The organism is Gluconobacter sphaericus, from assembly GCF_016757795.1.
In the GTDB taxonomy this organism is placed as follows: domain Bacteria; phylum Pseudomonadota; class Alphaproteobacteria; order Acetobacterales; family Acetobacteraceae; genus Gluconobacter; species Gluconobacter sphaericus.
Window position 1 is genome coordinate 967,561 of sequence record NZ_CP068419.1, and the last position, 19,784, is coordinate 987,344.

Consider the following 19,784-nt stretch of genomic DNA (forward strand, 5'->3'; position numbering starts at 1 on the left):
CCGGCTTCAGAACTGTGCAGAGGCAACGGGACGATTGAGCAGAGCGGCATGAACGCCGCGCGCAATCGCCCAAGCCGTAAGGATGCCCCAGGCGAGCGTCAGCCCCCATGGCACCACCATCAACACCAGTCCAAGACCGCCCGTGATGGTACCTAGACCCGCGACCATGAGATGGATCATCCCGATAACCGTCAGGGTCAGAACGCCGTACCAGAACATCCGGATCTGCCAGTCCAGCTGCGCGCGCTTCAGCCCCATCGCGGAGCGGCGGCCTGAATGCGCGATTATCACCCCGATCAGGGCGGTCACGCCCGTAAAGAAGCCTGCGATGTACAGGGCATAAACCAGCAGGACCAGATCGCGCCCTGCTTCAGTGTCGTAACCACGGCCGTAACGGTTTGCGGGTTCATACGGGGTATAGGAGGCGTACATGCGGGAAAGCTCCTCTGAGAAAAACTCGATAGCAACCCTGATGCATGAACCGTGCCAAAACCGATTTTACTGATGTTCTGTTAAAATCGGCCAGTTTGAAAACCAAAAAACTGGCGAATTACGCCAGTCCGACGACGAAATCTACTCGGCCAGAGCGCGGAAGCGTTCCGGCAGCGGGCCACGTCCGGCCAGAAAGCCCCTCAGGCCCACAACGAGCGCGACCAGCAGGACGATGTTCCAGGCCACGAAAATCCCAATCGGCAGCAGGAAGAGAAGCTGACCCGGACCTGAACTTCCCGGCGGTTGCGTCATGAAGCACGCCAGAAACAGAGCGGCCGAACCGATAATGAATGCCACATCATACCAGAACAGGCGCACCAGCCAGTTCAGATGTGTCCGTTCCATTCCGACACTTGATCCGCACAAAATATAGGCAAGGATCACACCCACCAAAAGGCTGATCCCCGTAAAGAAGCGGGCGATATAAAGCGCATAGACAAGCAGGACGCCGCCCTTGTTCACACTACGGCTGAAGTCACGGGAAGGTCTGGAGAATTCGCTCAAGCGCATTTCCTTAATGGAGGTTTAAACGAAAACGCCCGGCCAGAGGGGCCGGGCGCATGGTCACTCGATGGTGATACCCGGAAAACTCTAACGGCCCAGTTTGCGGAGTTTTACGCCCTGCATGAGCCGTTTTTCGATGACTGCAAGAGACATGCCCCGGGTCTCGGGGACGAACAGGATCGTCAGCAGCAGGAACAGCGCGTTCAGAACGGCGAAGAGCCAGAACGTGCCCGCCGTTCCCAGCGTCTGCATGAGCGTCAGGAAGCTGACACCCACCAGAAGATTTGTCATCCAGTTGGTAAAGGTCGAAATGGCAATCCCGAAATCACGTCCGACCAGCGGCTGGATTTCGGAACACAGGACCCATGTCAGCGGACCCGCCGACATGGCGAAGCCGGCGCAGAAGATCATCAGCAGGAAAACTGCCGCGATCTGCGAGGACTGCGTAGTCATGCCAGTCTGGAGCAGCATGGCCAGCATGCCCATGCCGAGAGCCATGACCGTGAAGCCCGCATAGAGGATCGGCTTACGGCCCCAGCGATCAACCAGCCCCACGGCCACGAAGGTCGCAAGCATGTTCACCAGACCAATGATGGCCGTACACCACATCTGCGACTGCGCATCGAAATGCGCCGCCGCGAGAATGTTGGGCGCGTAATACATGACGATATTGATGCCTGCGAGCTGCTGCATCATCTGCAACATGACTCCCAGCGCTACCGACCGCCGAAAGTTGGAGTTGGTGCGGAAGAGTTTGAAGCCTTCCTGTTTCGTATCGAGCTGCTCGCGGATTGCACGGATTTCCTTGGCAGCTTCCAGCGGATCTTCGCGCAGGTCGAGCAGGATCTGCCGCGCTTCCTTGTGACGTCCCTGCGCCATCAGCCAGCGCGGGCTGTAGGGCAGGAACAGCACGCCGATCAGGAACAGAATGGCCGGAATGCCCGCCACGCCAAACATCCAGCGCCAGTTACCGCTATAGGAAAAATACGTGTCGGACAGGAAGGCGATGAAAATGCCGACCGTCACCATGAGCTGATAGGTCGAGACCATCGCCCCGCGCGCATCTTCGCTGGCAATTTCAGACAGGTAGAGCGGGGCTGTGAAGGCGGAAATCCCGACCGCGATCCCCATGACCACCCGGAAGGAGATCATGGACGCAACAGACCAGCTCATGGCACAGCCGATCGTCCCGAGCACGAAGATCGCACCGCCGACAATCAGCGAATGTTTCCGCCCGAGTGCCTTGGACATCCAGCCTGCACTGAGCGCACCCACCGCCGCACCCGCCATCATGGAGCTGACGACCCATTCCAGAGCAATAATGGAAGCGTGGTATTCCTTTCCGAACAGGTCCAGTGCCCCTGCCACTACCCCGATATCAAGCCCGGACATGAGACCCGCCAACGCCGCGATCACGCCAATGGCGATAATTTTGAAGCGCGTTGCGTCAAAAATGGATGTGCTGCTGTCATCCTGCGGCGAAATGGTCCCTGTCATTCCGGGCTGATCATTCATAGGCCAGTGCGTTCCTCTTACTCAGTCACAAAATGACACCAATCTTTCATGGGGATGTCATATCCGTAACCTATAACACAAAACCGTTTACAGCGGGAGCGCATTGCGGAGTTCACCGACTGTGAACCCGTTCCAGTTCCGCATGGTCTGCGTGGCTGTTGCATCCAGAACGTCGCGGTCTGCGGCATCCCGACACAGCGTCTCGCCACCGAAGCGACGCAGCAGGGCGGACATTGCGACTTCTGCAGCACGGTTAGCGCCATCATCGGTCTTGATGGCCAGACCAAGGCCCAACTCCGGCAGGGAGGCGATCATCACGCCTTCTGCACCCATCTTTACAAAGGCCCGTGTGCCGAACCGGTCCATGATTTTCGTATCATAGCGCCCTGTCCCGGCGACCATGAACGGATTGGCCGCCACAGCCTCACGAAGACGTGTGGCCGCACGGAAACGCCCTTTGGACAGTCCGGTTCCCGCACCGAATTTTGCAAAACCTTTCGCGAGAGCTTTCAGAGGCACCGCATAAGTCGGCATGGAACAGCCATCCATACCACGATTGCTGTCGTCATGCGGCGTATCCATCATGGCGGCCAGCACATCCGTCACGCGACGCTGGATCTCGTGAGAGGGCTGGATATAGCCGGTTGGGTCGACGCCCTGATCGCAGGAGAGGCACACCATACCCGCATGTTTGCCGGAACAGTTATTGTGCAGCGAGCAGGCGTTTTGATGGGCAGCGGCCAGAGCGCGGCCCGCGGGTTCATAGGTCGGCCAGTGCGCTCCACATTCCAGGGCGCCGACATCCCGCCCCACGGAAGCAAGCATCGTAGCAGCCATTTCGGCATGGGCCTTTTCGCCGCCATGCGAGGCGCAGGCCAAAGCCAGCGCGTCACTGCTCAGTCCAAGACGGTCGGCCGCGCCACTTTCCACCAGTTCGATGGCCAACAGGGATTTAACGGTCGAGCGCGGGAAGACAGCAGCATCTACGTCACCGCAAGACCAGACCACACTACCATCAGCATCTACGACGACGGCCCGGCCCAGATGGTGGGATTCCACACATCCGCCGCGCGTGACCTCGGCCAGAAGGCCCGACTGTGCTGCCATTTGCTTGCTCCCCTGTTTCTTAATGATGTCTGTCATGACGTTTCTGGCCTGAGCACATAGCACGGACGACCGTCCTGACGATCTGGCATCAGCCAAGGCTGAATCAGGCGCCGCCGAACCTTCACGACCCCTAGCTCTCCCGCTGCCGAGATATCGGCAAGATCTTCCGCCAGGTGCACCGCGGTGCGGAAGACAAGGCCATCCCCCAGTGGCAGGGCATTATTCACGTAAGCCCGGGCAGTTTCGACATCCGTCAGATGATATAAAAACGCCTCCCCAGCCGGCGGCCGAAAACCGGCAGGACTGAGGAAACAGGCTTCAACATCCTCAGGACGCAGATGAGTGAGCGGAGGCACCCAGTTCAGGAGATCAGGCTGCTCTATCGAGGGTGCAGACGCACTGGATTGCGTGTTCTCTGAACGCGGTCTCCGCGATCTAGGCAAGGTTTCGAACGGTAGCGCCGGCGACGGAGAACGGCGACGGCTCATCCGCCTCAGCCTGCTGAGGTTTTCGGACGCCGCACTGGCGTGACACCAGCTTTCTGGCAGGCCGCACACAGGCCTTCAATTTCCACGGTCGCTGCTTCGGCCCGGAAGCCCATGCTCTGCGCAGCGTGGTTCAGCACTGGGGCGATGGCCTCCTGTTCCAGCTCCCAGGCACGGTCGCAGCCGCGGCAGATCAGAAACTGCGCACGGTGCATGCCTCCTTCGTCATGATGAACACAACCATGTGGACATTCCACGGCGTGCGAACAGCCGACAAAGGCGCTCAGCCGCTCCAGACGGTGGATCAGGCTGTTCTCAAGCAGGAACTCCAGAGCGCGGTAAACCGTAGGTGGCGCGGCTTTCGGATGAGCCGGGCGCAGTCTGGACAGAAGATCATAGGCGCCGGAAGGCTTTTCGCTCGACAGGATCAGACCCAGCACGAGGCGGCGTGTTTCCGTCAGGCGTTGTCCGTTGCGTTGGCACCATTCGGCCGTGCGGTCGAGACGTTCCGTGACTTCGGGCGAAAAGATGAGCGTGTCAGCGATGGCAGAAGAATCCGGCATAAACGTCAATATGGCATCCCCGCCCTGCTTTGCCGAGAGACCTCACCACAAACAGCCGTCAAGCCGCGAACTGACGCACCAGATCCTGAATCGCCTTCGGATCGCTTTCCAGCATGACCTGTCGGCGGAGCTGGTCGCAGTCTTCGAGCGTAAGAGTGCGGATCAGGCGTTTCACGCGCGGCAGAGAGGCGGAATTCATGGAAAAGGACCGCAGACCCATGCCAATCAGTAGCGCCACCACCCGGGGATCAGATGCCATCTCACCACAAACCGAGATCGGACGGCGCGCCCGCAGCGCTGAATCCACAGCCGCCTCAATCAGCCTCAACACACCGGGATGGAGCGGGCTGTAGCGATCCGCCACCATGGAATCGGCACGGTCCACGGCAAGCGTGTACATCGTCAGGTCATTGGTGCCGAGCGCCATGAAATCGGCGTGTCGGGCCAGCGTATCCACAGTAAGGGCCGCGGCCGGCGTCTCGACCATGATTCCCAGCGGGGGCACCGGGTCAGGGAGCGTGTGTCCCTTGCGCTTAAGGCGGCGTACCACCCGTTCATAAATCTCGCGAGCTTCCAAGATCTCGTCCGAAGACGTGACCATCGGTAACAGGATCCGCACTTGGCCGGGAGGCACGCCCTCTTCAGGCTCTGCGGCCCGAAGGATAGCCGCAAACTGCGTCTCCAGCACCTCCGGTACGCGGAGCAGAAGCCGCACGCCCCGCAGACCCAGCGCAGGATTGTCGCCATCTGCAACCTGCTCCGCCAGACCCAGTCTGCGCATGCAGGCACGCCCCTTCTCACCGCCCCAGTCCAGCACGCGGATCGTCACGGGACGCCCGTCCATGGCCTGAACGATGGCGCGATAGGTCTCCGTCTGACCGTCTTCGTCAGGCAAATCCTCACGTTCGCCAAACAGGAACTCGCTACGCAGCAGACCAATGCCTTTCGCGCCATTGCGCAGGAGCATCGGCATTTCCGCCGGGAGTTCCAGATTGGCTGAAAGCTCGATGTCCTCGCCGCTCTGAAGCTCGGCCGGAAGGCGCTTGAGGCGCCCGAAAGCCCGCTTTTCCTTGGCTTCGCGCTGCGCGGATTCCGCAGCCAGACGCAGCTCGCTCTCATTAGGAGAAAGCGTGACGGTGCCCAGATGCCCGTCCACGACCAGCATTTCGCCTTCCTGCACCTGCGCCATGAGGTTCGGCACAGCGAGAATGGCAGGAATGTCGAGCGCACGCAGCAGAATCGCCGTGTGATCTGCGCCGCCACCGCCCTGTGTGACGACGGCCGCGACCCGGGCCGGGTCGATCATGGCGACATCGGCCGGGCGCAGTTGCTCGGCAACCAGAACGGACCCCGGAGGCAGGCTGGAAAATGCGCGATAGGAAATGCCGGTCAGGTTTCGTACCAGACGACGACCAATTTCCTCAAACTCTCCCGCCAGACGCAGATTGGCGTCGGCTTCCTGCGTGTTGTTCTCGCGCGCCACGGCCTCGGCCATACGCGAGACCTGCAACGCCAGTTCATGCGTCACTTCTGACACAGCGGCTTCGGCGCAAAGTCCGTCGTCAGCAATCCGGCTACGGACCTGACGCAGCAGACGCGACGAGCCAAGCATCCGTTCATAGACCATCAGAAGAGAGGCAATTTCCTCGCGGCCCTCTTCCGGCAGCCCGACCAACCGGTCTCGCATCTTTTCAATCTGGTGCAGCGCCCGTGCGACCGCCTCATCCAGCCGGACGCCCTCGGCTTCCGGTCCGATGGCACTGTAGCGCTCGGTAATGTCGGGAAGGGGAAGTTCTTCAACACGCCCTGCCGGACCGAGCGCCATGCCCGGCGTGATGGCCTTGCCCTGAAGGAAAACACCTGAGCGCGTACTGCGGCGGGACGTACGAGGAGAGCGGCTGCGGGTCGATCGGGGCGGCGTTTCAGTCACGCTCGCCGAACCCGTCCGCGATCAGGGCCTGTAGCGCGTCGAGCGCTTCGGCAGCCTGCGGGCCATGGGCACGCAGCGTGACGTCCTGCCCTTCTCCCGCGCCCAGCATCATCAGCCCCATGATCGACAGGGCAGAGACAACATTGGTGCCATGGGCGATCGTGATCTCGGCGTCAAAACGCTCGGCCGTCGTGACGATTTTGGCAGCGGGACGGGCATGAAGGCCCAGATGATTGACGATGGTAACGGTACGCGGCGGAACAGAAAGGGTCGTGTCGCTCATTCAGGGAACCAATTCAATGAACCGGCAGCGTACAGGCACGCGGCCCGCCATGGAGACAGGGGTCGGGAAGCTGTGACGCCACGGCGATATACTTCCGCCCAGCCATTGTGGCCTTTTCCACGCAGCCTGCAAGGTCCAGATCCCGCCTTGTTTTCGCCAGCTTGACCAGCATGGGCACATTCACGCCCGACACGACCTCAATATGCCCTGGCTCCCGCAGGGAGAGCGCCAGATTGGACGGCGAGCTTCCGAAAATATCCGTCAACAGCAGCACTCCGTCCCCGGTATCGAGGCGTTGGAGCAGGCGCTCGGCGGCTGGCCGGAGAAGTGCCGGATCATCATCATCCGCCACGCCCACCACGCCGACCTGGGTCTGGGGTCCCACGACATGAACCAGCGTTTCCAGCAGGACATCCCCAAGGCGCCCATGCGTTACCAGCATCAGTCCGATCATACCGTTGTGTCCTGTGAAGGATCCTGGGGGGGAACGGCCCAGCGCCAGGACGCCAGCCCCTTGCGGGCGAGTTCGCGGTGCAGGACCATCATGGGCCCGACCGGTGCAGTTTTCGGGAGAATACGGGCCAGTTCTTCAACAATTGTCACCGAGCGGTGGCGACCGCCACTGCACCCGATGGCGATGGTCGCATATTTCTTGCCTTCAGCCACAAACCGGGGAAGCACAAGTTCCAACAGGCTCTGGATATGGCCGAAGAATGCGGGATAGGCTGGGTCCGACTTCACGTATTGCACAACTGCCTCATCCAGCCCGGTCATGGGCTGAAGCAGGGGATCATAATGGGGATTGCGCAGGAAGCGTGCATCAAAAACCATGTCCGCCTCGCGGGGCAGACCGGACGGATAGGCAAAGGACATCAGTGCAACCGTCAGCCCTTCACCACCTGCGCTGCCAAAGCGCGTCTCAATCAGCTGACGCAATTCCGGCGATGGCAGGTCAGATGTGTCGATAACGAGATCCGCGTTGGCCCGCAGCGGAGCCAGAAGAGCAGTCTCCTGTTCAATTCCTGGGAGGACCGTGCCGCTGGTGACCAGCGGATGGCGACGGCGCGTGGCGGTGAAGCGACGCAAAAGGATTTCGGGTTCGGCGGTGGCGTAAAGAAGCTGGACCGAGCAGTCCGGCAGAAGTCGGAGGCGTTCGAGCTCTTCCAGCACACGGGAGGCCTCGAACCCGCGACTGCGGACGTCGATCCCGATGGCCAGATTCTGCCCGGCCCGTGAGGCGAGCGCCTGGATCAGGTTCAGGGGTGGGTTATCCACGACCTCATGACCCAGATCTTCCAGAACCCGCAATATGGATGATTTTCCCGCCCCGGACAGACCCGTCACGATCAGGATCCGGCGGGAACCATGATCATATCCGGATATGGAGCCAGACTCGGGATGGTTCGCCGATGCCATGTGCCACACTCTAGCCGTTTTTCTTTTTGTACGGAACTATTTCGCATTTTCACGTTTTTGCAACATCGCCTCCAGCTCCCGCCACCCATTCATAAGGCCCGCAGCAGGCTTTGAGGGCGGCCCGGATCCGCGCCACCGTTCCCGGAAAACCGGGCTCCAGATACAGCATGACTGCTCCCGTCCACGGGTCCCGGCAGGGCTCTGGCAGACGGGTCTGCCCTTGGCCCAGACAGACCCGCAGACGCACCGTCGATTTTGTGACAAAGGATGTCTTAAGGATACCAACCCCCCGGACCTCAATCAGCCCCGCAAGGCGTTCGGGGGCGGACGCCACAGCACCATCCAGCAGGACCCGGTCATCCGCCACGAGATCGAAACCCGCATCCATCAGCCGCAGGGCCAGTTCGGATTTCCCCGATCCGGGTGGGCCGGAAATCAGTACGCCGTCTCCGTTCCACGCCACGCAACAGGCATGAACCGAGCCTTCAGGCAGTAAGGACAGGACGGACATGATGGATTGCGACCTCCACAGGAGCGGACTAAGACCTTGGGCCAGACAGGGGCATGATGGATCCCTGACATGGAGCAGGACCACGAACCCATGGGCGCATCCTCCCCTCGCCAGACCGTCACCGTACATGGAGACGAAGTCATCTGCACCGATTTCAGTGGCTTCGGTCCGGACGGGGACCGTCCCGGCCGGCTATCGGATGAATGTCAGGCAGCACTTTCCGCCATTTCCGAAGCTCTGGCCGATCATGGCCTCACCCTGGGCCATACCCGACACGTCGCCGCCATGATCCGCGAAGGGCAGACTTTTACTCATTGTCAGGCTGCCCTGAACGAGGCCCTGGCGACAGCAAAACCCGCGCTAACCCTGCGCATCGTGCAGCGTTTTCCCCTGCCCGAGCAACGCATCTCCCTTAGCTTGACCGCCGTTCCACATAAATAACAACAAAACACATTATTTTATGGCGTAAATGACCATTTTTATGGTTTTTTGGCTTTAGTCAGCTTTTACGAAATAGATTTAAGGCGCGAAAAATAAAAATTGGCACGCTTCATGCATTGAAGATTTCCAGACGCCATGAACGTCGGATTTCTCTTCAGGAGCTTCACGCCATGATCCGCTTTTCTTTCCTTCTGACCTGCGCCGTGTCTGCCAGCATTGCCCTGTCACTTCAGGCTGCTCAGGCCACCCCGACACAAGCCGAGACCACTCCGGCCAGCACCGCGCCGGCCAACACTGACAAGGTCAGCATGACAGTCAATCTGTCTTCGCTGGATCTTACGTCCCGGAGCGGCTGGGAAACGGCAACGCAGCAGGTTATTCAAGCCTCCCACGCCGTCTGCAACCAGCTTCAGGAAGAGAACTGGCCGTTCGCAGTCGACGTGACTGACTGCGAACAGGATGCTCTCTCCGATGCCCGGGTCAGTCTGGATAACCTGCGCGACCGACAGCGAGCCAGCCGCCGGAACGGGCATATCTTCCTCGCCCTGTCCGCCAGGAAGTAACCGTCATGGCCCGACATCTCCTCCTGGTGCTGGTCCTTGCTCTCCCCTTTGCGGCGACGCTCGTGCCAGGCGTGATCGACGGGCTGTCCTCGGAACCGGCCATCACCGTTCAGGCCCCGGCCAGACTGTCAACCTCAGGACGCACGGGGCAGCCGCACCACGAAGCAGGCGCCGCGGATCGTCCCGGACGCATCCATCCGGTTCTCCGCGAACAGACTGCCACGCAGGGCGTGAATGATCTGCCGGCTGATCGCGAGGCCGAGACCGGAATGCTGGCCGAAGTTTTCGGTCTGGGGCCGCTCTGAATAGAAACGGTCAAAAATGCTATCGAGCTTTCCGGGCGGAATGCCGGGGCCCTGATCAGTGATGGTGATTTCAACCACACTGCCGGTCCCGGGCCCCTCCCCGGCGATATCGCGCGCGCTGGCATGCAGGGCAATGATACCTTTTGGTGGTGAGAACGACACTGCATTGCCGATCAGGTTGCGCAGAACCTGCACCAAGCGATCTTCCACAGCCAGCGCCTTCAGTGGCGGATCCTGATCGCGGACATCGAGTCGGAGAACGGGATCGTTTTCCCGACGCGTTGTCTGGTGCATTTCAGCCAGAATAGAGAGCAGTGCCACAACAGAGACCGGCTCTGGACGTACGCGGGAAAGTTCAGCGTCGATACGGCTGGCGTCGGAAATGTCCGTAATCAGACGGTCCAGCCGTTTGACGTCACTGTTAATGATGCCAAGGAGCCGTTCGCGCCGTTCGGCGATCTGGATGCGCGGCAGGGTCTCGATGGCGGAACGGATAGACGAAAGCGGATTCTTGATTTCGTGGCTGACATCGGCGGCGAAGCGTTCGATGTCGTCCATCCGTGCCCAAAGCGCCAGCGCACTGCCCCGGAGCGAGCGAGCCAGAACGCCGATTTCATCACGCCTGGCCAAAAGCCGCTCGGGCACAAGGTCTTTGCGGCCATCCGTCTCGCGCATGTCGTTGGACGCACGCGCCAGCGTCAACAGCGGACGGGCAATCGTAAGCGACAGGTACCAGGACAGCAGAACCGTCACGAGCAGGGCTGCCAGAACCAGCGACAGGATCGAGGAGCGAACGGCGAAAAGCGTGCGGTCCACCTCGGGCGCATGACGTGTGAGCTGGATTTCGCCAACAGTCACACCATCGCGCACAACCGGTTCCACAACCGTCACGACAAGCTGGTGGTCCTTGGTGCGCCGGATGAAGGGCGGCAGTTCGGCTTGCGAATGAAGCGGCTGGGCGTCATGCGGGCCATCCATGGCGGTATCGTTGGTATCGAGCGTCACTTCCTCGCTGGACGTCAGCGGCAGAAGCGACAGCAACCAGTCGTAGAAACTTTCCAGAATATTATTCCGGGGCGGCTGCCACGCTCCTCCGTCGACCGGGTCAGGAGCGGCATGATCCTGTTTGCTGCGCGAGGCCGTGCGACTATCCACGACAAGCTTGCCGTCCGGGTCGAACAGCAGGGCGTGGGCGTTGGGACTCGGTTCGGTCAGACGGGCCAACAGGGGGCGGGCCTGCGCGACGTCCAGCTCCAGATTACCGCCGGGCGCCGGATGACCGGGCGCATGGGCGCTGACGCGAACGGCGGACTGGCCGAGTGCTCCGGCATAGATATGAGCCTGCTCGCGCAGGGCATTGACGTCAGTTTCCAGAAGGCCGTTCTGGAACTGGTCCAGAAACAGCAGCGTGACGGCCAGAAGGGCGAGCGGCAGGGCGTTGAGCAGCAGGATCCGCACCAGAAGCGGCGAAGCCAGACGCTTGCGCGACAGGGACATCTCCGATGCCTGACGGGGCCGCAGACGCTTCAGGGCCTTTGCGCCGATCCTCCGAAAGGCCTTACCCAGCCCCGCGCGCGCCAATTCGGCACGCCGACGCTCCCGACCCTGTTCGAGCCGGTCGGCGTCCAGCGCCTGACCTGTCGGGAAGGAGGCGGAGTCATCATTCACGCGCGCTTACTCGTCCCGGTAACGGTAACCGATACCGTAGAGCGTCTCGATCTGGTTGAACTCGTCGTCCACCTGGCGAAACTTCTTGCGGACGCGCTTGATATGGCTGTCGATCGTGCGGTCATCGACATAGATGTTGTCACCATAGGCAGCATCAATGAGTTGATCGCGCGACTTCACCATCCCCGGACGCAAGGCCAGAGCCTTGACCAACAGGAACTCCGTGACCGTGAGTGCAATATCCTGCCCGTCCCACAGACACTGATGGCGCGTCTCGTCCAGCGAGAGCTTGCCACGCACGATGGCGGAGCCGACGGCTGCCACACCCGTTGCCTCGGCCCGACTGGCATCCTGGCGGCGTAGCAAAGCGCGGATGCGCTCGATCAGAAGACGTTGGGAAAACGGCTTGGTGATGTAATCGTCCGCTCCCAGGCGCAGACCCATGAGCTGGTCCAGCTCCTCGTCCTTGGACGTCAGGAAAATCACCGGCAGATTCGAACGCGCACGCAGACGCTGGAGCAGTTCCATGCCGTCCATACGCGGCATCTTTACGTCCAGCACCGCAAGGCTGACGGGACGCGAGGTGATGCCCTGCAGTGCGCTTTCGCCATCAGTATAGGTATGAACGGTAAATCCTTCAGCTTCGAGCGTCATCTGGACGGACGCAAGAATGTTCCGGTCATCGTCCACCAGCGCAATGATCGGCGCGGCGGAGGCTCCGGACGGCGTCTGCGAGGCAGGCGCGGGCGGCGCGTAGGGGGTTCGGGGCGTCTCCATGAGGGGTCCGTCTGCTGAGAACTGTTGCGACTTTTTACCTATAACCCATGATCCATGATGGCGGAAAATAGGCTTTTCAATGACATGATGCGTCGTTATGCGATGGCACAACCCTTGTCTTTAGGACAATCAGCGTTATCTCCTGAAGACGAACGGGGCCGCATGATGGCCCGTCCCACCACAGAAGGTCGTGACATGACAGACCACAATGCCTCGCCGGAAACGGCCCACGACGTGCCTGAACAGGGCGTCGAGACCTCCGGCATCGACACTCCGGGCATGAACGAGACCGGCGGTGAAACGCTGGAAGAGACAACACCGGAAGCCCGGATCGAGGCTCTTGAAGCCGAAGTCGCAGAACTGAAGGACCGCTGGGTCCGTTCCGAAGCCGAAAGCCAGAACATCCGCACCCGCGCCAAGCGCGATATTGAGGATGCGCGCCAGTACGCCATCCAGAAATTCGCCCGTGACGTGGTTGAGGCTGCCGAGAACCTACAGCGCGGCCTGGCCTCCCTGCCTGCCAAGACGGAAGGTGAAGACGTCCTCATCACCAAGCTGCGTGAAGGAATCGAAGGGACTGAGCGGTCCTTCATCAACATTCTCGAACGCCATGGCATCACCTGCGAAGACCCGACCGGCAAGCCGTTCGACGCCAACCTGCATCAGGCCATGGCGGAACAGCCGTCCGACCAGCACCCGTCGGGCCATGTTATGCAGTCCTGGACGCCGGCATGGCTGCTCAAGGGCCGTCTGCTGAAGCCGGCTATGGTTGTGGTTGCCAAAGGTGGCGCACAGGCCGCACCGCAGGGCGTCGACAAGACGGTCTGATCCCTTCCCCGCGAAGGACCGGAATCCCACGTAGGGGATTTCTTTGCGGAACGCCTGCCGGAATGGTTGGCGTTCCGCAACACCCTGCTAAAGTCGGCTCATGAGTCGCATTCTTGTCATAAAGCTCGGCGCCTTGGGCGATTTCGTTCAGGCCTTTGGAGCTTTCGCGTCCATCCGGGCCGCTTTTCCGCACGCCACCTTTACTCTTCTGACCACTGCGCCTTTTGTGGATCTGGCCCAAGCCGCGCCATGGTTTGACAACATCCTGACGGATGAGCGCCCGTCGATGAGCAATCTGCCAGGACTGTGGCGGCTGTCACGGAAACTGCGCGGCTATGACCGGGTCTTCGATCTTCAGACGTCGGGACGTTCGAAAACCTATTTCCGCCTCGCCGGACAACCCGCGAACTGGTCCGGTATTTCAGAAGGCTGCTGCCATCCACATGGCAACCCTTCGCGCAATGACATGCACACGCTGGCCCGACTGGACGACCAGCTTCTTGATGCCGGCGTCACTCCCCTGCCCCGCAGTGTTCCGCGCTGGCTCAAAGGGCATGGACCCGAAATCGCAGCACCCTATGCCGTTCTGGTGCCGGGCGCAGCTCCTCATCGCCCCCAGAAACGCTGGCCCAGCGCCCGCTTTGCCGAAATCGCCAAAGCCCTTGTGGCAAAGGGAATCAGACCGGTTATCGTAGGAACACAGCCTGAAGCGCTGCTGGCGCAGGACATCCTGCGCACCTGTCCAGATGCCCTCGACCTGACGGGCCGGACCACGCTCGTAGAGCTGGCGGGCGTCCTGGATCGCGCGCATATCGTGATCGGCAATGACACCGGCCCGATGCATCTGGCCGCTGCGATGGACACGCCCTGCATCACGCTCTTCGGTCCTGACAGTGATCCACGCCTGACAGCCCCCCTCACGCCCACGGCAGGCCGAACGGATCTGCTCGTGGTGCCTGATCTGGCGATGCTGCCCTCTTCCCGCGTCGAGACCTGCATGGAGGCAATACTCTCCCGATGACCCGGGTACGCTGCGTCATGATGCAGAAGAACGAGGCGACACTGCTGGAGCCTTGGATTCTGTGGCACGCGGCGATTTTCGGTTTTTCAAATCTGACCGTCATCGACAATGGTTCAACCGATCCGGCCGTTCTGGACATCCAGACGCGGTATGAAGTCAAAGGGGTCCGGATCGTCCGGGATCGTGCGTCTCCCACGGATTTTCTGCACAAGGGAGACGTTATTGCCGGGATCATCCGGCAGTGGGACACTGAGAATGCCTGCGATTTTGCCGTGCCATTGGACTGCGACGAGTTCCTGACGGTCTTTCTGGACCAGCTTTCGCTCGATCCGGAAGTCATCCGGCGGCAGTTCGATTATCTGATACAGGAAAACGCTACCTTCATCACGGACCGGCTTCTACTGAACGTGCCGGAGGCTCCGGATTACTATCTGCCCCAGATTGTGCGGCGCGGTCTGTTCCGAGCGCAGACGATCGTCAGTCTGGACCGGGGGTTTCACAACCCGCAGAGCATCTACCCCAAGCGCTACGTCCGCACGCCGTTCGTGCATCTCCATCTGCACAATCGCCCAGACTATGAAGAAATCCGCCGTTTCGCGCGGCAGAAACTGGCTGCTGCGGAACGCGGCGAGACGCTGGAGCACCCTCAGGACGGGACGCATCTGCACTTCTACTTCCAAACAGGCGCCGCGGATTTTGCCGCCGGATATCGGCCCGTCCCGAATATCTATGCTCCCGTGATCGCAAATCGCCTGCGGGAGCTGGGGATTGATCCGGATATCCTGCTTGGAACCGGCGATACCATTCCGCGTCCGCCCCTCAACATTCCACCCGGCTTTGTCGCGCATCGGGCACGGGAGGACGGGCAGCAGCACGAATACCGGGTATTCGCTCCGGTTTTCTACGTCCAGAATAACCCGGATGTAGCGCAGGATGCCTATTATGGAATCTGGCCAATCATCCATTATCTTACCTGTGGATGGGATGAAGGCCGAGAGTCCGATCCCGGCAATGTTCCGCCGCTTATCCTTCAGATGGACAAAGTGACCTGAAAACGGACTGTCTGTCCGTCTGGGGGTTGCAGCGCAGCGGGGATTGAGGCCATTTACCGATTCGTTTTTCGGCAGAGCTATCTGCTGGTCCCACTTGCACAGGAGCGATCTCCATGCCCGCCATCACACTCCCCGACGGAAGCGTCCGCACATTCGGCGGGACGGTGACGGGCACGACGATCGCCGCCTCCATCGGACCGGGCCTCGCCAAGGCCGCTATGGCGATGGAAGTGGACGGCAAGCCCGTCGATATCAGCACCGAAATCAGCAGCGATGCGTCCGTGAAGTTCGTCACCCGCAAGGATGAGGACGCGCTGGAAATGATCCGCCATGACGCGGCGCATGTTCTGGCCGAAGCCGTGCAGTCCCTGTGGCCTGAAACACAGGTCACGATCGGGCCGAGCATCAAGGACGGGTTCTACTACGATTTCTCCCGCGAGAAGCCGTTCACCCCGGAAGACTTCCCTGCCATCGAAGAGAAAATGCGCGAGATCGTGGCGGCCAACACGCCGTTCGTCCGCGAAGTCTGGGATCGTGACGAAGCCATCCGCTTCTTCGAAGAAAAAGGCGAAGACTTCAAAGCCGAACTGATCCGCGACCTTCCGGAAGACGAGCAGATCTCGATTTATCGTCAAGGCGAATGGCTCGACCTGTGCCGTGGCCCGCATCTGCGTACCACTGGGGATGTCGGCACGGCGTTCAAGCTGATGCGCGTGGCCGGGGCCTACTGGCGTGGTGACCACCGCAACCCCATGCTGACCCGCATCTACGGCACCGCCTGGCGCGACAAGAAGGAGCTGGATGCCCATCTTCTGCGCCTTGAGGAAGCCGAAAAGCGCGACCATCGCCGCATCGGACGCGAGATGGACTTGTTTCACATTCAGGAAGAAGCCGTCGGGCAGATCTTCTGGCACAGCAAGGGCTGGCGCCTGTACACCGTCCTTCAGGACTACATGCGTCGTGCGCAGGAACGGAACAACTACGAGGAAGTCCGCACCCCGCAGCTCGTCGACCGCGCACTTTGGGAGGCTTCGGGCCACTGGGACAAGTATCGCGAGAACATGTTCATCGCGACCGTCGAGGACGAGGACAAAACGCTCGCGCTGAAGCCCATGAACTGCCCGTGCCACGTGCAGATCTTCCGCCATGGCCTGCGTTCCTATCGTGAACTACCGCTGCGGATGGCGGAATTCGGTGCATGCCACCGTTACGAGCCGTCAGGCGCTCTGCATGGCATCATGCGTGTCCGCGGCTTTACGCAGGACGACGCCCATATCTTCTGCACGGACGACCAGATTGCGGACGAGACCGCGAAGTTCGTGAAGATGCTGGCGGAGGTCTATTCCGACCTTGGATTCGATACCTTCCGCGTGAAGTTCTCCGATCGTCCGGAAACGCGTGCGGGCTCTGATGAAGTGTGGGACCGTGCGGAAGGCGCACTCAAGAAAGCCTGTGAGATCGCGGGCGTTGAGTACGAATACAATCCGGGTGAAGGCGCGTTCTACGGCCCGAAGCTGGAATTCGTGCTGACCGACGCCATCGGCCGTGACTGGCAGTGTGGCACGCTTCAAGTGGATTACGTTCTGCCAGAACGTCTGGATGCGTCTTACATCGGCGAGGACAGCAACCGTCACCGCCCGGTCATGCTGCATCGCGCGATTCTCGGCAGTTTCGAGCGCTTCATCGGCATCCTGATCGAGCAGTATGCTGGCAAGTTCCCGCTCTGGCTGGCGCCGACGCAGGTTGTCGTGGCGTCCATCGTCTCCGACGCTGGCGATTACGCCAACGAAGTGGCTGCGACACTAAAAGCCGCGGGACTCCAGGTCGAGACCGACACCCGCAGCGACAAGATCAACGCCAAGATCCGCGAACACAGCCTTGCGCGCGTTCCGGTCATCCTGGTCGTGGGGCGCCGCGAAGCCGAAGAGCGCAAGGTGGCCATGCGGCGTCTGGGAGGCGCGGCACAGGAGATCCTGTCCCTCGACGACGCCGTCGCAGCCCTTGCGAAAGAGGCACAGGCCCCCGACATCGCGCGCTTTGCAAAGGATTAAGCGTAATCCCCTTGCACCGGGCGTAAGGCAGGACTATGTGCAGAAGGAACGGGATCGGGAATGGCCGTATCCCGCCTTTCTTCGTGAAGGCGGATACTGGTGACCAGACCCGAACGAAACTGATGACAGGAGCTGACCATAGCTAGACCGCCGATGCAGGCCGCGCCCACCCGTGAAGGACCGCGCGTCAACGAGGAAATCCGTGTTCCGCAGGTTCGTCTGATTGACGAAGAAGGCGAAATGCAGGGCATCATGACGACCCGGGATGCCATGATGCGCGCTTTTTCGGTGGGTCTCGATCTGCTGGAAATCAGCCCGACCGCTGTTCCTCCTGTCGTGAAGATTCTCGACTACGGCAAGTTCAAGTATGAGCAGCAGAAGAAGAAGAACGAAGCCCGCAAGAAGCAGAAGGTCGTTGAGATCAAGGAAGTGAAGGTCCGTCCGGGTACGGGCGAGCATGATTTCCAGACGAAGCTCAAGGCCATTCACAGCTTTCTTAACGAAGGTGACAAGGTCAAAATTTCCCTGCGCTTCAAGGGCCGCGAAATGGCCCATCAGGAGCTTGGCATCAAGATGCTTGAGCGTATCCGCCAGGAAGTGGAAGAAAAGGCGAAGGTGGAGCAGATGCCCCGCCTTGAAAACCGCCAGATGCTGATGGTGATTGCACCCCGCTAAGGGATGCGTTCAGCCCGCACAAAAAAACCGGCCACCCTTTCGGGATCGGCCGTTTTTTTTGTGGCCCGTCCGTCAGGCGGCCTCGGCTTCGAGATTCGTCCGATAAAGCGCGACAAACTGCCGCAGCATTCCTGCGATCTGGGCGACCGGGGTTTCCCAGTTCCCCGAACGGGGCTGGCGAAAAATCCGCATGCTCGGATACCAGGGCGTCGTCGTAGCGGTTTCGCCCCAGCGCCAGCATGCATCGCTGCGTGAGATCATCCAGACTGGCAGGCCGAGTCCGCCAGCCAGATGCACAATGGACGTGTCTACACTAATCAGCAGGTCTACACCGTAAAGCCGGGCCGCTGTATCAGCGAAATCCGTGATCCCGTCTGTCACATCGATCACGGGCAGGTCCGTTTCGACAATCTGGTTTTTGGGCATGCCTAGCTGGAAACTAACGAAACGAATGCCACCCACCTCCATCAGGGGAGCGAGTTTCTCCAGAGGCACGCTCCGCCGGCGATCAACCTGCGTGGCAACAGGATCATGCGCCCTGGGATCACCGTTCCAGACAAGGCCGACAATCAGATCGGGCTGCGCCGTGGTTTCCGTCAGACTCTGGCGAAGAGCGCCTCCTTCCCCGATCTGCTCTTCGACGGGAACGGACAGGTACGGACAGTCAGGCGCTGTGGACGGCGTCATCTTCAGGCGGAATGGCAGGCCGACCATCGGGCAGTGCAGATCCAGATGCAGCGCAGGATCGAGCACCGAGACGATCTGATCGATCCCTTCCACCCGTTCCAGAAGCCTCACCAGCGGGATGGGCACCTGAACCACGACCGTCGCTCCGCGCGCCTTAAGCAGAGGCACGAAGCGGATGAACTGGAGTGTATCGCCATAGCCCTGTTCGTGATGGACCAGAATGGTCTTGCCGTTCAGGTCTTCCCCTTCCCATTGCGGGACAGTGAGGTCTGTGCGCGGGGTCTGGCAGCAGCGCCAGCGCCATTCATATTCCCGCCATCCGACGTCGAACTTTCCGGTTTTCAGGAGACTGACAGCACGCCCGAAACGACAAACGCCGTTTTCAGGAGCCAGTGCGATGGCCCTGTCATAATACGGCAGAGACTCCTCGCTTCGGCCAAGGCACTGCAGGGCGTGCGCAATATTGTTGATGGCCGGGACATGGTCAGGGAAAAGCGCGTCGCCGGTTACGGCATTCTCCAGGGCGTCATCGAACAGACCCCTGCGGGCCTGAACCAGACTGAGATCGATGTAATAAGGGGCCTCGGACGGCTTCTGCTGAATCGCGACTTTCAGCGCCCTCTCTGCACCGTCCAGATCTCCGGCTTCCAGACAGACAATGCCCAGACGATGCCAGATTCTCGGGGCGTGCACGTTCATGTGCAGGCTCTTGAGATAAAAGCTGCGCGCCTGCGGCCAGTCCCTGAAGCGTTCATAAAGACATCCTGCCAGAAACATGGAATGGGTATCCTGAGGCAGGGTCTGGATGCCTTCATGCAGCTTTTCGAGCGCAGACGGGATGTCACCTGCCTCACCAAGAGCGAGAATGTCCTGCGCCAGCAAACGGAAAGAGTTGGGCATGAAGGCTCCT

At 60.6% G+C, this 19,784-nt stretch carries 21 protein-coding genes; 7 read left to right on the forward strand and 14 right to left on the reverse strand.

Translation table 11 applies throughout. The features are described 5' to 3' along the window. Nucleotides 1–6 precede the first annotated feature (6 nt). The 11 genes from IGS75_RS04635 to IGS75_RS04685 form a co-directional block, all read right to left on the reverse strand. Nucleotides 7–432, reverse strand: coding sequence for a hypothetical protein (locus tag IGS75_RS04635; protein WP_202257768.1), 426 nt, complete (start codon nucleotides 430–432; stop codon nucleotides 7–9). A gap of 141 nt (nucleotides 433–573) precedes the next feature. Continuing rightward, entirely contained in the window at nucleotides 574–996 is a 423-nt protein-coding gene (locus tag IGS75_RS04640; protein ID WP_237468985.1) for a hypothetical protein, read from the reverse strand. Nucleotides 997–1,083: 87 nt separating this feature from the next. After that, complete coding sequence (locus IGS75_RS04645; protein ID WP_141350363.1) at nucleotides 1,084–2,511, reverse strand: sugar porter family MFS transporter; 1,428 nt, start codon at nucleotides 2,509–2,511, stop codon at nucleotides 1,084–1,086. Nucleotides 2,512–2,598: 87 nt separating this feature from the next. Then, entirely contained in the window at nucleotides 2,599–3,618 is a 1,020-nt protein-coding gene (locus IGS75_RS04650) for an asparaginase (protein WP_202258215.1), read from the reverse strand. Nucleotides 3,619–3,650: 32 nt separating this feature from the next. Next, nucleotides 3,651–4,106, reverse strand: a complete 456-nt coding sequence (locus tag IGS75_RS04655) for a hypothetical protein (RefSeq protein ID WP_202257769.1) — start codon at nucleotides 4,104–4,106, stop codon at nucleotides 3,651–3,653. Nucleotides 4,107–4,111: 5 nt separating this feature from the next. After that, nucleotides 4,112–4,666, reverse strand: coding sequence for a Fur family transcriptional regulator (locus IGS75_RS04660; RefSeq protein WP_202257770.1), 555 nt, complete (start codon nucleotides 4,664–4,666; stop codon nucleotides 4,112–4,114). 58 nt (nucleotides 4,667–4,724) lie between these two features. After that, the gene (ptsP, locus tag IGS75_RS04665; RefSeq protein ID WP_202257771.1) at nucleotides 4,725–6,596 is read right to left on the reverse strand and encodes a phosphoenolpyruvate--protein phosphotransferase; all 1,872 of its coding nucleotides are present in this window, start codon (nucleotides 6,594–6,596) and stop codon (nucleotides 4,725–4,727) included. Beyond that, nucleotides 6,589–6,879, reverse strand: coding sequence for an HPr family phosphocarrier protein (locus IGS75_RS04670; protein ID WP_141350353.1), 291 nt, complete (start codon nucleotides 6,877–6,879; stop codon nucleotides 6,589–6,591). The genes ptsP and IGS75_RS04670 overlap by 8 nt, the downstream gene beginning before the upstream one ends. 13 nt (nucleotides 6,880–6,892) lie before the next feature. Beyond that, nucleotides 6,893–7,333 (reverse strand): PTS sugar transporter subunit IIA, encoded by a 441-nt coding sequence (locus tag IGS75_RS04675; RefSeq protein WP_141350351.1) that lies wholly within the window; start codon nucleotides 7,331–7,333, stop codon nucleotides 6,893–6,895. Further along, a complete protein-coding gene (gene rapZ, locus IGS75_RS04680) occupies nucleotides 7,330–8,295 on the reverse strand; it encodes an RNase adapter RapZ (protein WP_141350349.1) in 966 nt (321 codons plus the stop codon). The genes IGS75_RS04675 and rapZ overlap by 4 nt, the downstream gene beginning before the upstream one ends. Before the next feature lie 49 nt (nucleotides 8,296–8,344). Then, a complete protein-coding gene (locus IGS75_RS04685; protein WP_141350347.1) occupies nucleotides 8,345–8,806 on the reverse strand; it encodes an HPr kinase/phosphorylase in 462 nt (153 codons plus the stop codon). A gap of 69 nt (nucleotides 8,807–8,875) precedes the next feature. Here IGS75_RS04685 and IGS75_RS04690 point away from each other — a divergent pair, with 69 nt between their 5' ends. Together IGS75_RS04690 and IGS75_RS04695 are read left to right on the forward strand one after the other, a co-directional pair. Further along, on the forward strand, nucleotides 8,876–9,247 hold the full coding sequence (locus IGS75_RS04690; protein WP_228123726.1) for an endoribonuclease L-PSP: 372 nt from the start codon (nucleotides 8,876–8,878) through the stop codon (nucleotides 9,245–9,247). 170 nt (nucleotides 9,248–9,417) lie between these two features. Continuing rightward, the gene (locus IGS75_RS04695) at nucleotides 9,418–9,810 is read left to right on the forward strand and encodes a UrcA family protein (RefSeq protein ID WP_202257772.1); all 393 of its coding nucleotides are present in this window, start codon (nucleotides 9,418–9,420) and stop codon (nucleotides 9,808–9,810) included. A 134-nt stretch (nucleotides 9,811–9,944) separates the two neighbouring features. Here IGS75_RS04695 and IGS75_RS04700 read toward each other — a convergent pair whose 3' ends face one another. Both IGS75_RS04700 and IGS75_RS04705 read right to left on the reverse strand, forming a co-directional pair. Then, a complete protein-coding gene (locus IGS75_RS04700) occupies nucleotides 9,945–11,612 on the reverse strand; it encodes a stimulus-sensing domain-containing protein (protein ID WP_237469057.1) in 1,668 nt (555 codons plus the stop codon). Between the two features lie 177 nt (nucleotides 11,613–11,789). Beyond that, nucleotides 11,790–12,560 carry a response regulator transcription factor gene (locus IGS75_RS04705; RefSeq protein WP_141350341.1) on the reverse strand — a complete coding sequence of 257 codons (771 nt, stop codon included), beginning with the start codon at nucleotides 12,558–12,560 and terminating at the stop codon, nucleotides 11,790–11,792. Nucleotides 12,561–12,722: 162 nt separating this feature from the next. Between IGS75_RS04705 and IGS75_RS04710 the strand changes: the two genes are divergently transcribed. The 5 genes from IGS75_RS04710 to infC all read left to right on the forward strand — a co-directional run bounded on the left by IGS75_RS04710 (nucleotide 12,723) and on the right by infC (nucleotide 18,187). Then, nucleotides 12,723–13,388, forward strand: coding sequence for a nucleotide exchange factor GrpE (locus tag IGS75_RS04710; protein ID WP_202257774.1), 666 nt, complete (start codon nucleotides 12,723–12,725; stop codon nucleotides 13,386–13,388). 100 nt (nucleotides 13,389–13,488) lie between these two features. Continuing rightward, entirely contained in the window at nucleotides 13,489–14,409 is a 921-nt protein-coding gene (locus IGS75_RS04715; RefSeq protein ID WP_202257775.1) for a glycosyltransferase family 9 protein, read from the forward strand. Further along, nucleotides 14,406–15,461 (forward strand): glycosyltransferase family 2 protein, encoded by a 1,056-nt coding sequence (locus tag IGS75_RS04720; RefSeq protein ID WP_202257776.1) that lies wholly within the window; start codon nucleotides 14,406–14,408, stop codon nucleotides 15,459–15,461. The genes IGS75_RS04715 and IGS75_RS04720 overlap by 4 nt, the downstream gene beginning before the upstream one ends. A gap of 113 nt (nucleotides 15,462–15,574) precedes the next feature. Beyond that, nucleotides 15,575–17,512, forward strand: coding sequence for a threonine--tRNA ligase (gene thrS / locus IGS75_RS04725; RefSeq protein WP_202257777.1), 1,938 nt, complete (start codon nucleotides 15,575–15,577; stop codon nucleotides 17,510–17,512). A 153-nt stretch (nucleotides 17,513–17,665) separates the two neighbouring features. After that, on the forward strand, nucleotides 17,666–18,187 hold the full coding sequence (gene infC, locus IGS75_RS04730; RefSeq protein ID WP_141350333.1) for a translation initiation factor IF-3: 522 nt from the start codon (nucleotides 17,666–17,668) through the stop codon (nucleotides 18,185–18,187). Between the two features lie 72 nt (nucleotides 18,188–18,259). Here the strand turns inward: infC and IGS75_RS04735 are convergent, their stop codons facing one another. Then, on the reverse strand, nucleotides 18,260–19,774 hold the full coding sequence (locus IGS75_RS04735) for a tetratricopeptide repeat protein (protein ID WP_202257778.1): 1,515 nt from the start codon (nucleotides 19,772–19,774) through the stop codon (nucleotides 18,260–18,262). Between the last annotated feature and the right edge of the window lie 10 nt (nucleotides 19,775–19,784).

Bases quoted from the DNA above. Each gene is read 5' to 3' on its own strand.
- IGS75_RS04715 (WP_202257775.1), top strand. From the start codon at position 13,489: ATGAGTCGCATTCTTGTCATAAAGCTCGGCGCCTTGGGCGATTTCGTT.
- IGS75_RS04685 (WP_141350347.1), bottom strand. From the start codon at position 8,806: ATGTCCGTCCTGTCCTTACTGCCTGAAGGCTCGGTTCATGCCTGTTGC.
- IGS75_RS04675 (WP_141350351.1), bottom strand. From the start codon at position 7,333: ATGATCGGACTGATGCTGGTAACGCATGGGCGCCTTGGGGATGTCCTG.
- infC (WP_141350333.1), top strand. From the start codon at position 17,666: ATGCAGGCCGCGCCCACCCGTGAAGGACCGCGCGTCAACGAGGAAATC.
- IGS75_RS04660 (WP_202257770.1), bottom strand. From the start codon at position 4,666: ATGCCGGATTCTTCTGCCATCGCTGACACGCTCATCTTTTCGCCCGAA.
- IGS75_RS04690 (WP_228123726.1), top strand. From the start codon at position 8,876: ATGGAGCAGGACCACGAACCCATGGGCGCATCCTCCCCTCGCCAGACC.
- IGS75_RS04710 (WP_202257774.1), top strand. From the start codon at position 12,723: ATGATGGCCCGTCCCACCACAGAAGGTCGTGACATGACAGACCACAAT.
- IGS75_RS04650 (WP_202258215.1), bottom strand. From the start codon at position 3,618: ATGGCAGCACAGTCGGGCCTTCTGGCCGAGGTCACGCGCGGCGGATGT.
- IGS75_RS04700 (WP_237469057.1), bottom strand. From the start codon at position 11,612: ATGTCCCTGTCGCGCAAGCGTCTGGCTTCGCCGCTTCTGGTGCGGATC.
- IGS75_RS04655 (WP_202257769.1), bottom strand. From the start codon at position 4,106: ATGAGCCGTCGCCGTTCTCCGTCGCCGGCGCTACCGTTCGAAACCTTG.
- IGS75_RS04735 (WP_202257778.1), bottom strand. From the start codon at position 19,774: ATGCCCAACTCTTTCCGTTTGCTGGCGCAGGACATTCTCGCTCTTGGT.
- thrS (WP_202257777.1), top strand. From the start codon at position 15,575: ATGCCCGCCATCACACTCCCCGACGGAAGCGTCCGCACATTCGGCGGG.
- IGS75_RS04695 (WP_202257772.1), top strand. From the start codon at position 9,418: ATGATCCGCTTTTCTTTCCTTCTGACCTGCGCCGTGTCTGCCAGCATT.
- IGS75_RS04720 (WP_202257776.1), top strand. From the start codon at position 14,406: ATGACCCGGGTACGCTGCGTCATGATGCAGAAGAACGAGGCGACACTG.
- IGS75_RS04645 (WP_141350363.1), bottom strand. From the start codon at position 2,511: ATGAATGATCAGCCCGGAATGACAGGGACCATTTCGCCGCAGGATGAC.
- rapZ (WP_141350349.1), bottom strand. From the start codon at position 8,295: ATGGCATCGGCGAACCATCCCGAGTCTGGCTCCATATCCGGATATGAT.
- IGS75_RS04635 (WP_202257768.1), bottom strand. From the start codon at position 432: ATGTACGCCTCCTATACCCCGTATGAACCCGCAAACCGTTACGGCCGT.
- IGS75_RS04670 (WP_141350353.1), bottom strand. From the start codon at position 6,879: ATGAGCGACACGACCCTTTCTGTTCCGCCGCGTACCGTTACCATCGTC.
- IGS75_RS04705 (WP_141350341.1), bottom strand. From the start codon at position 12,560: ATGGAGACGCCCCGAACCCCCTACGCGCCGCCCGCGCCTGCCTCGCAG.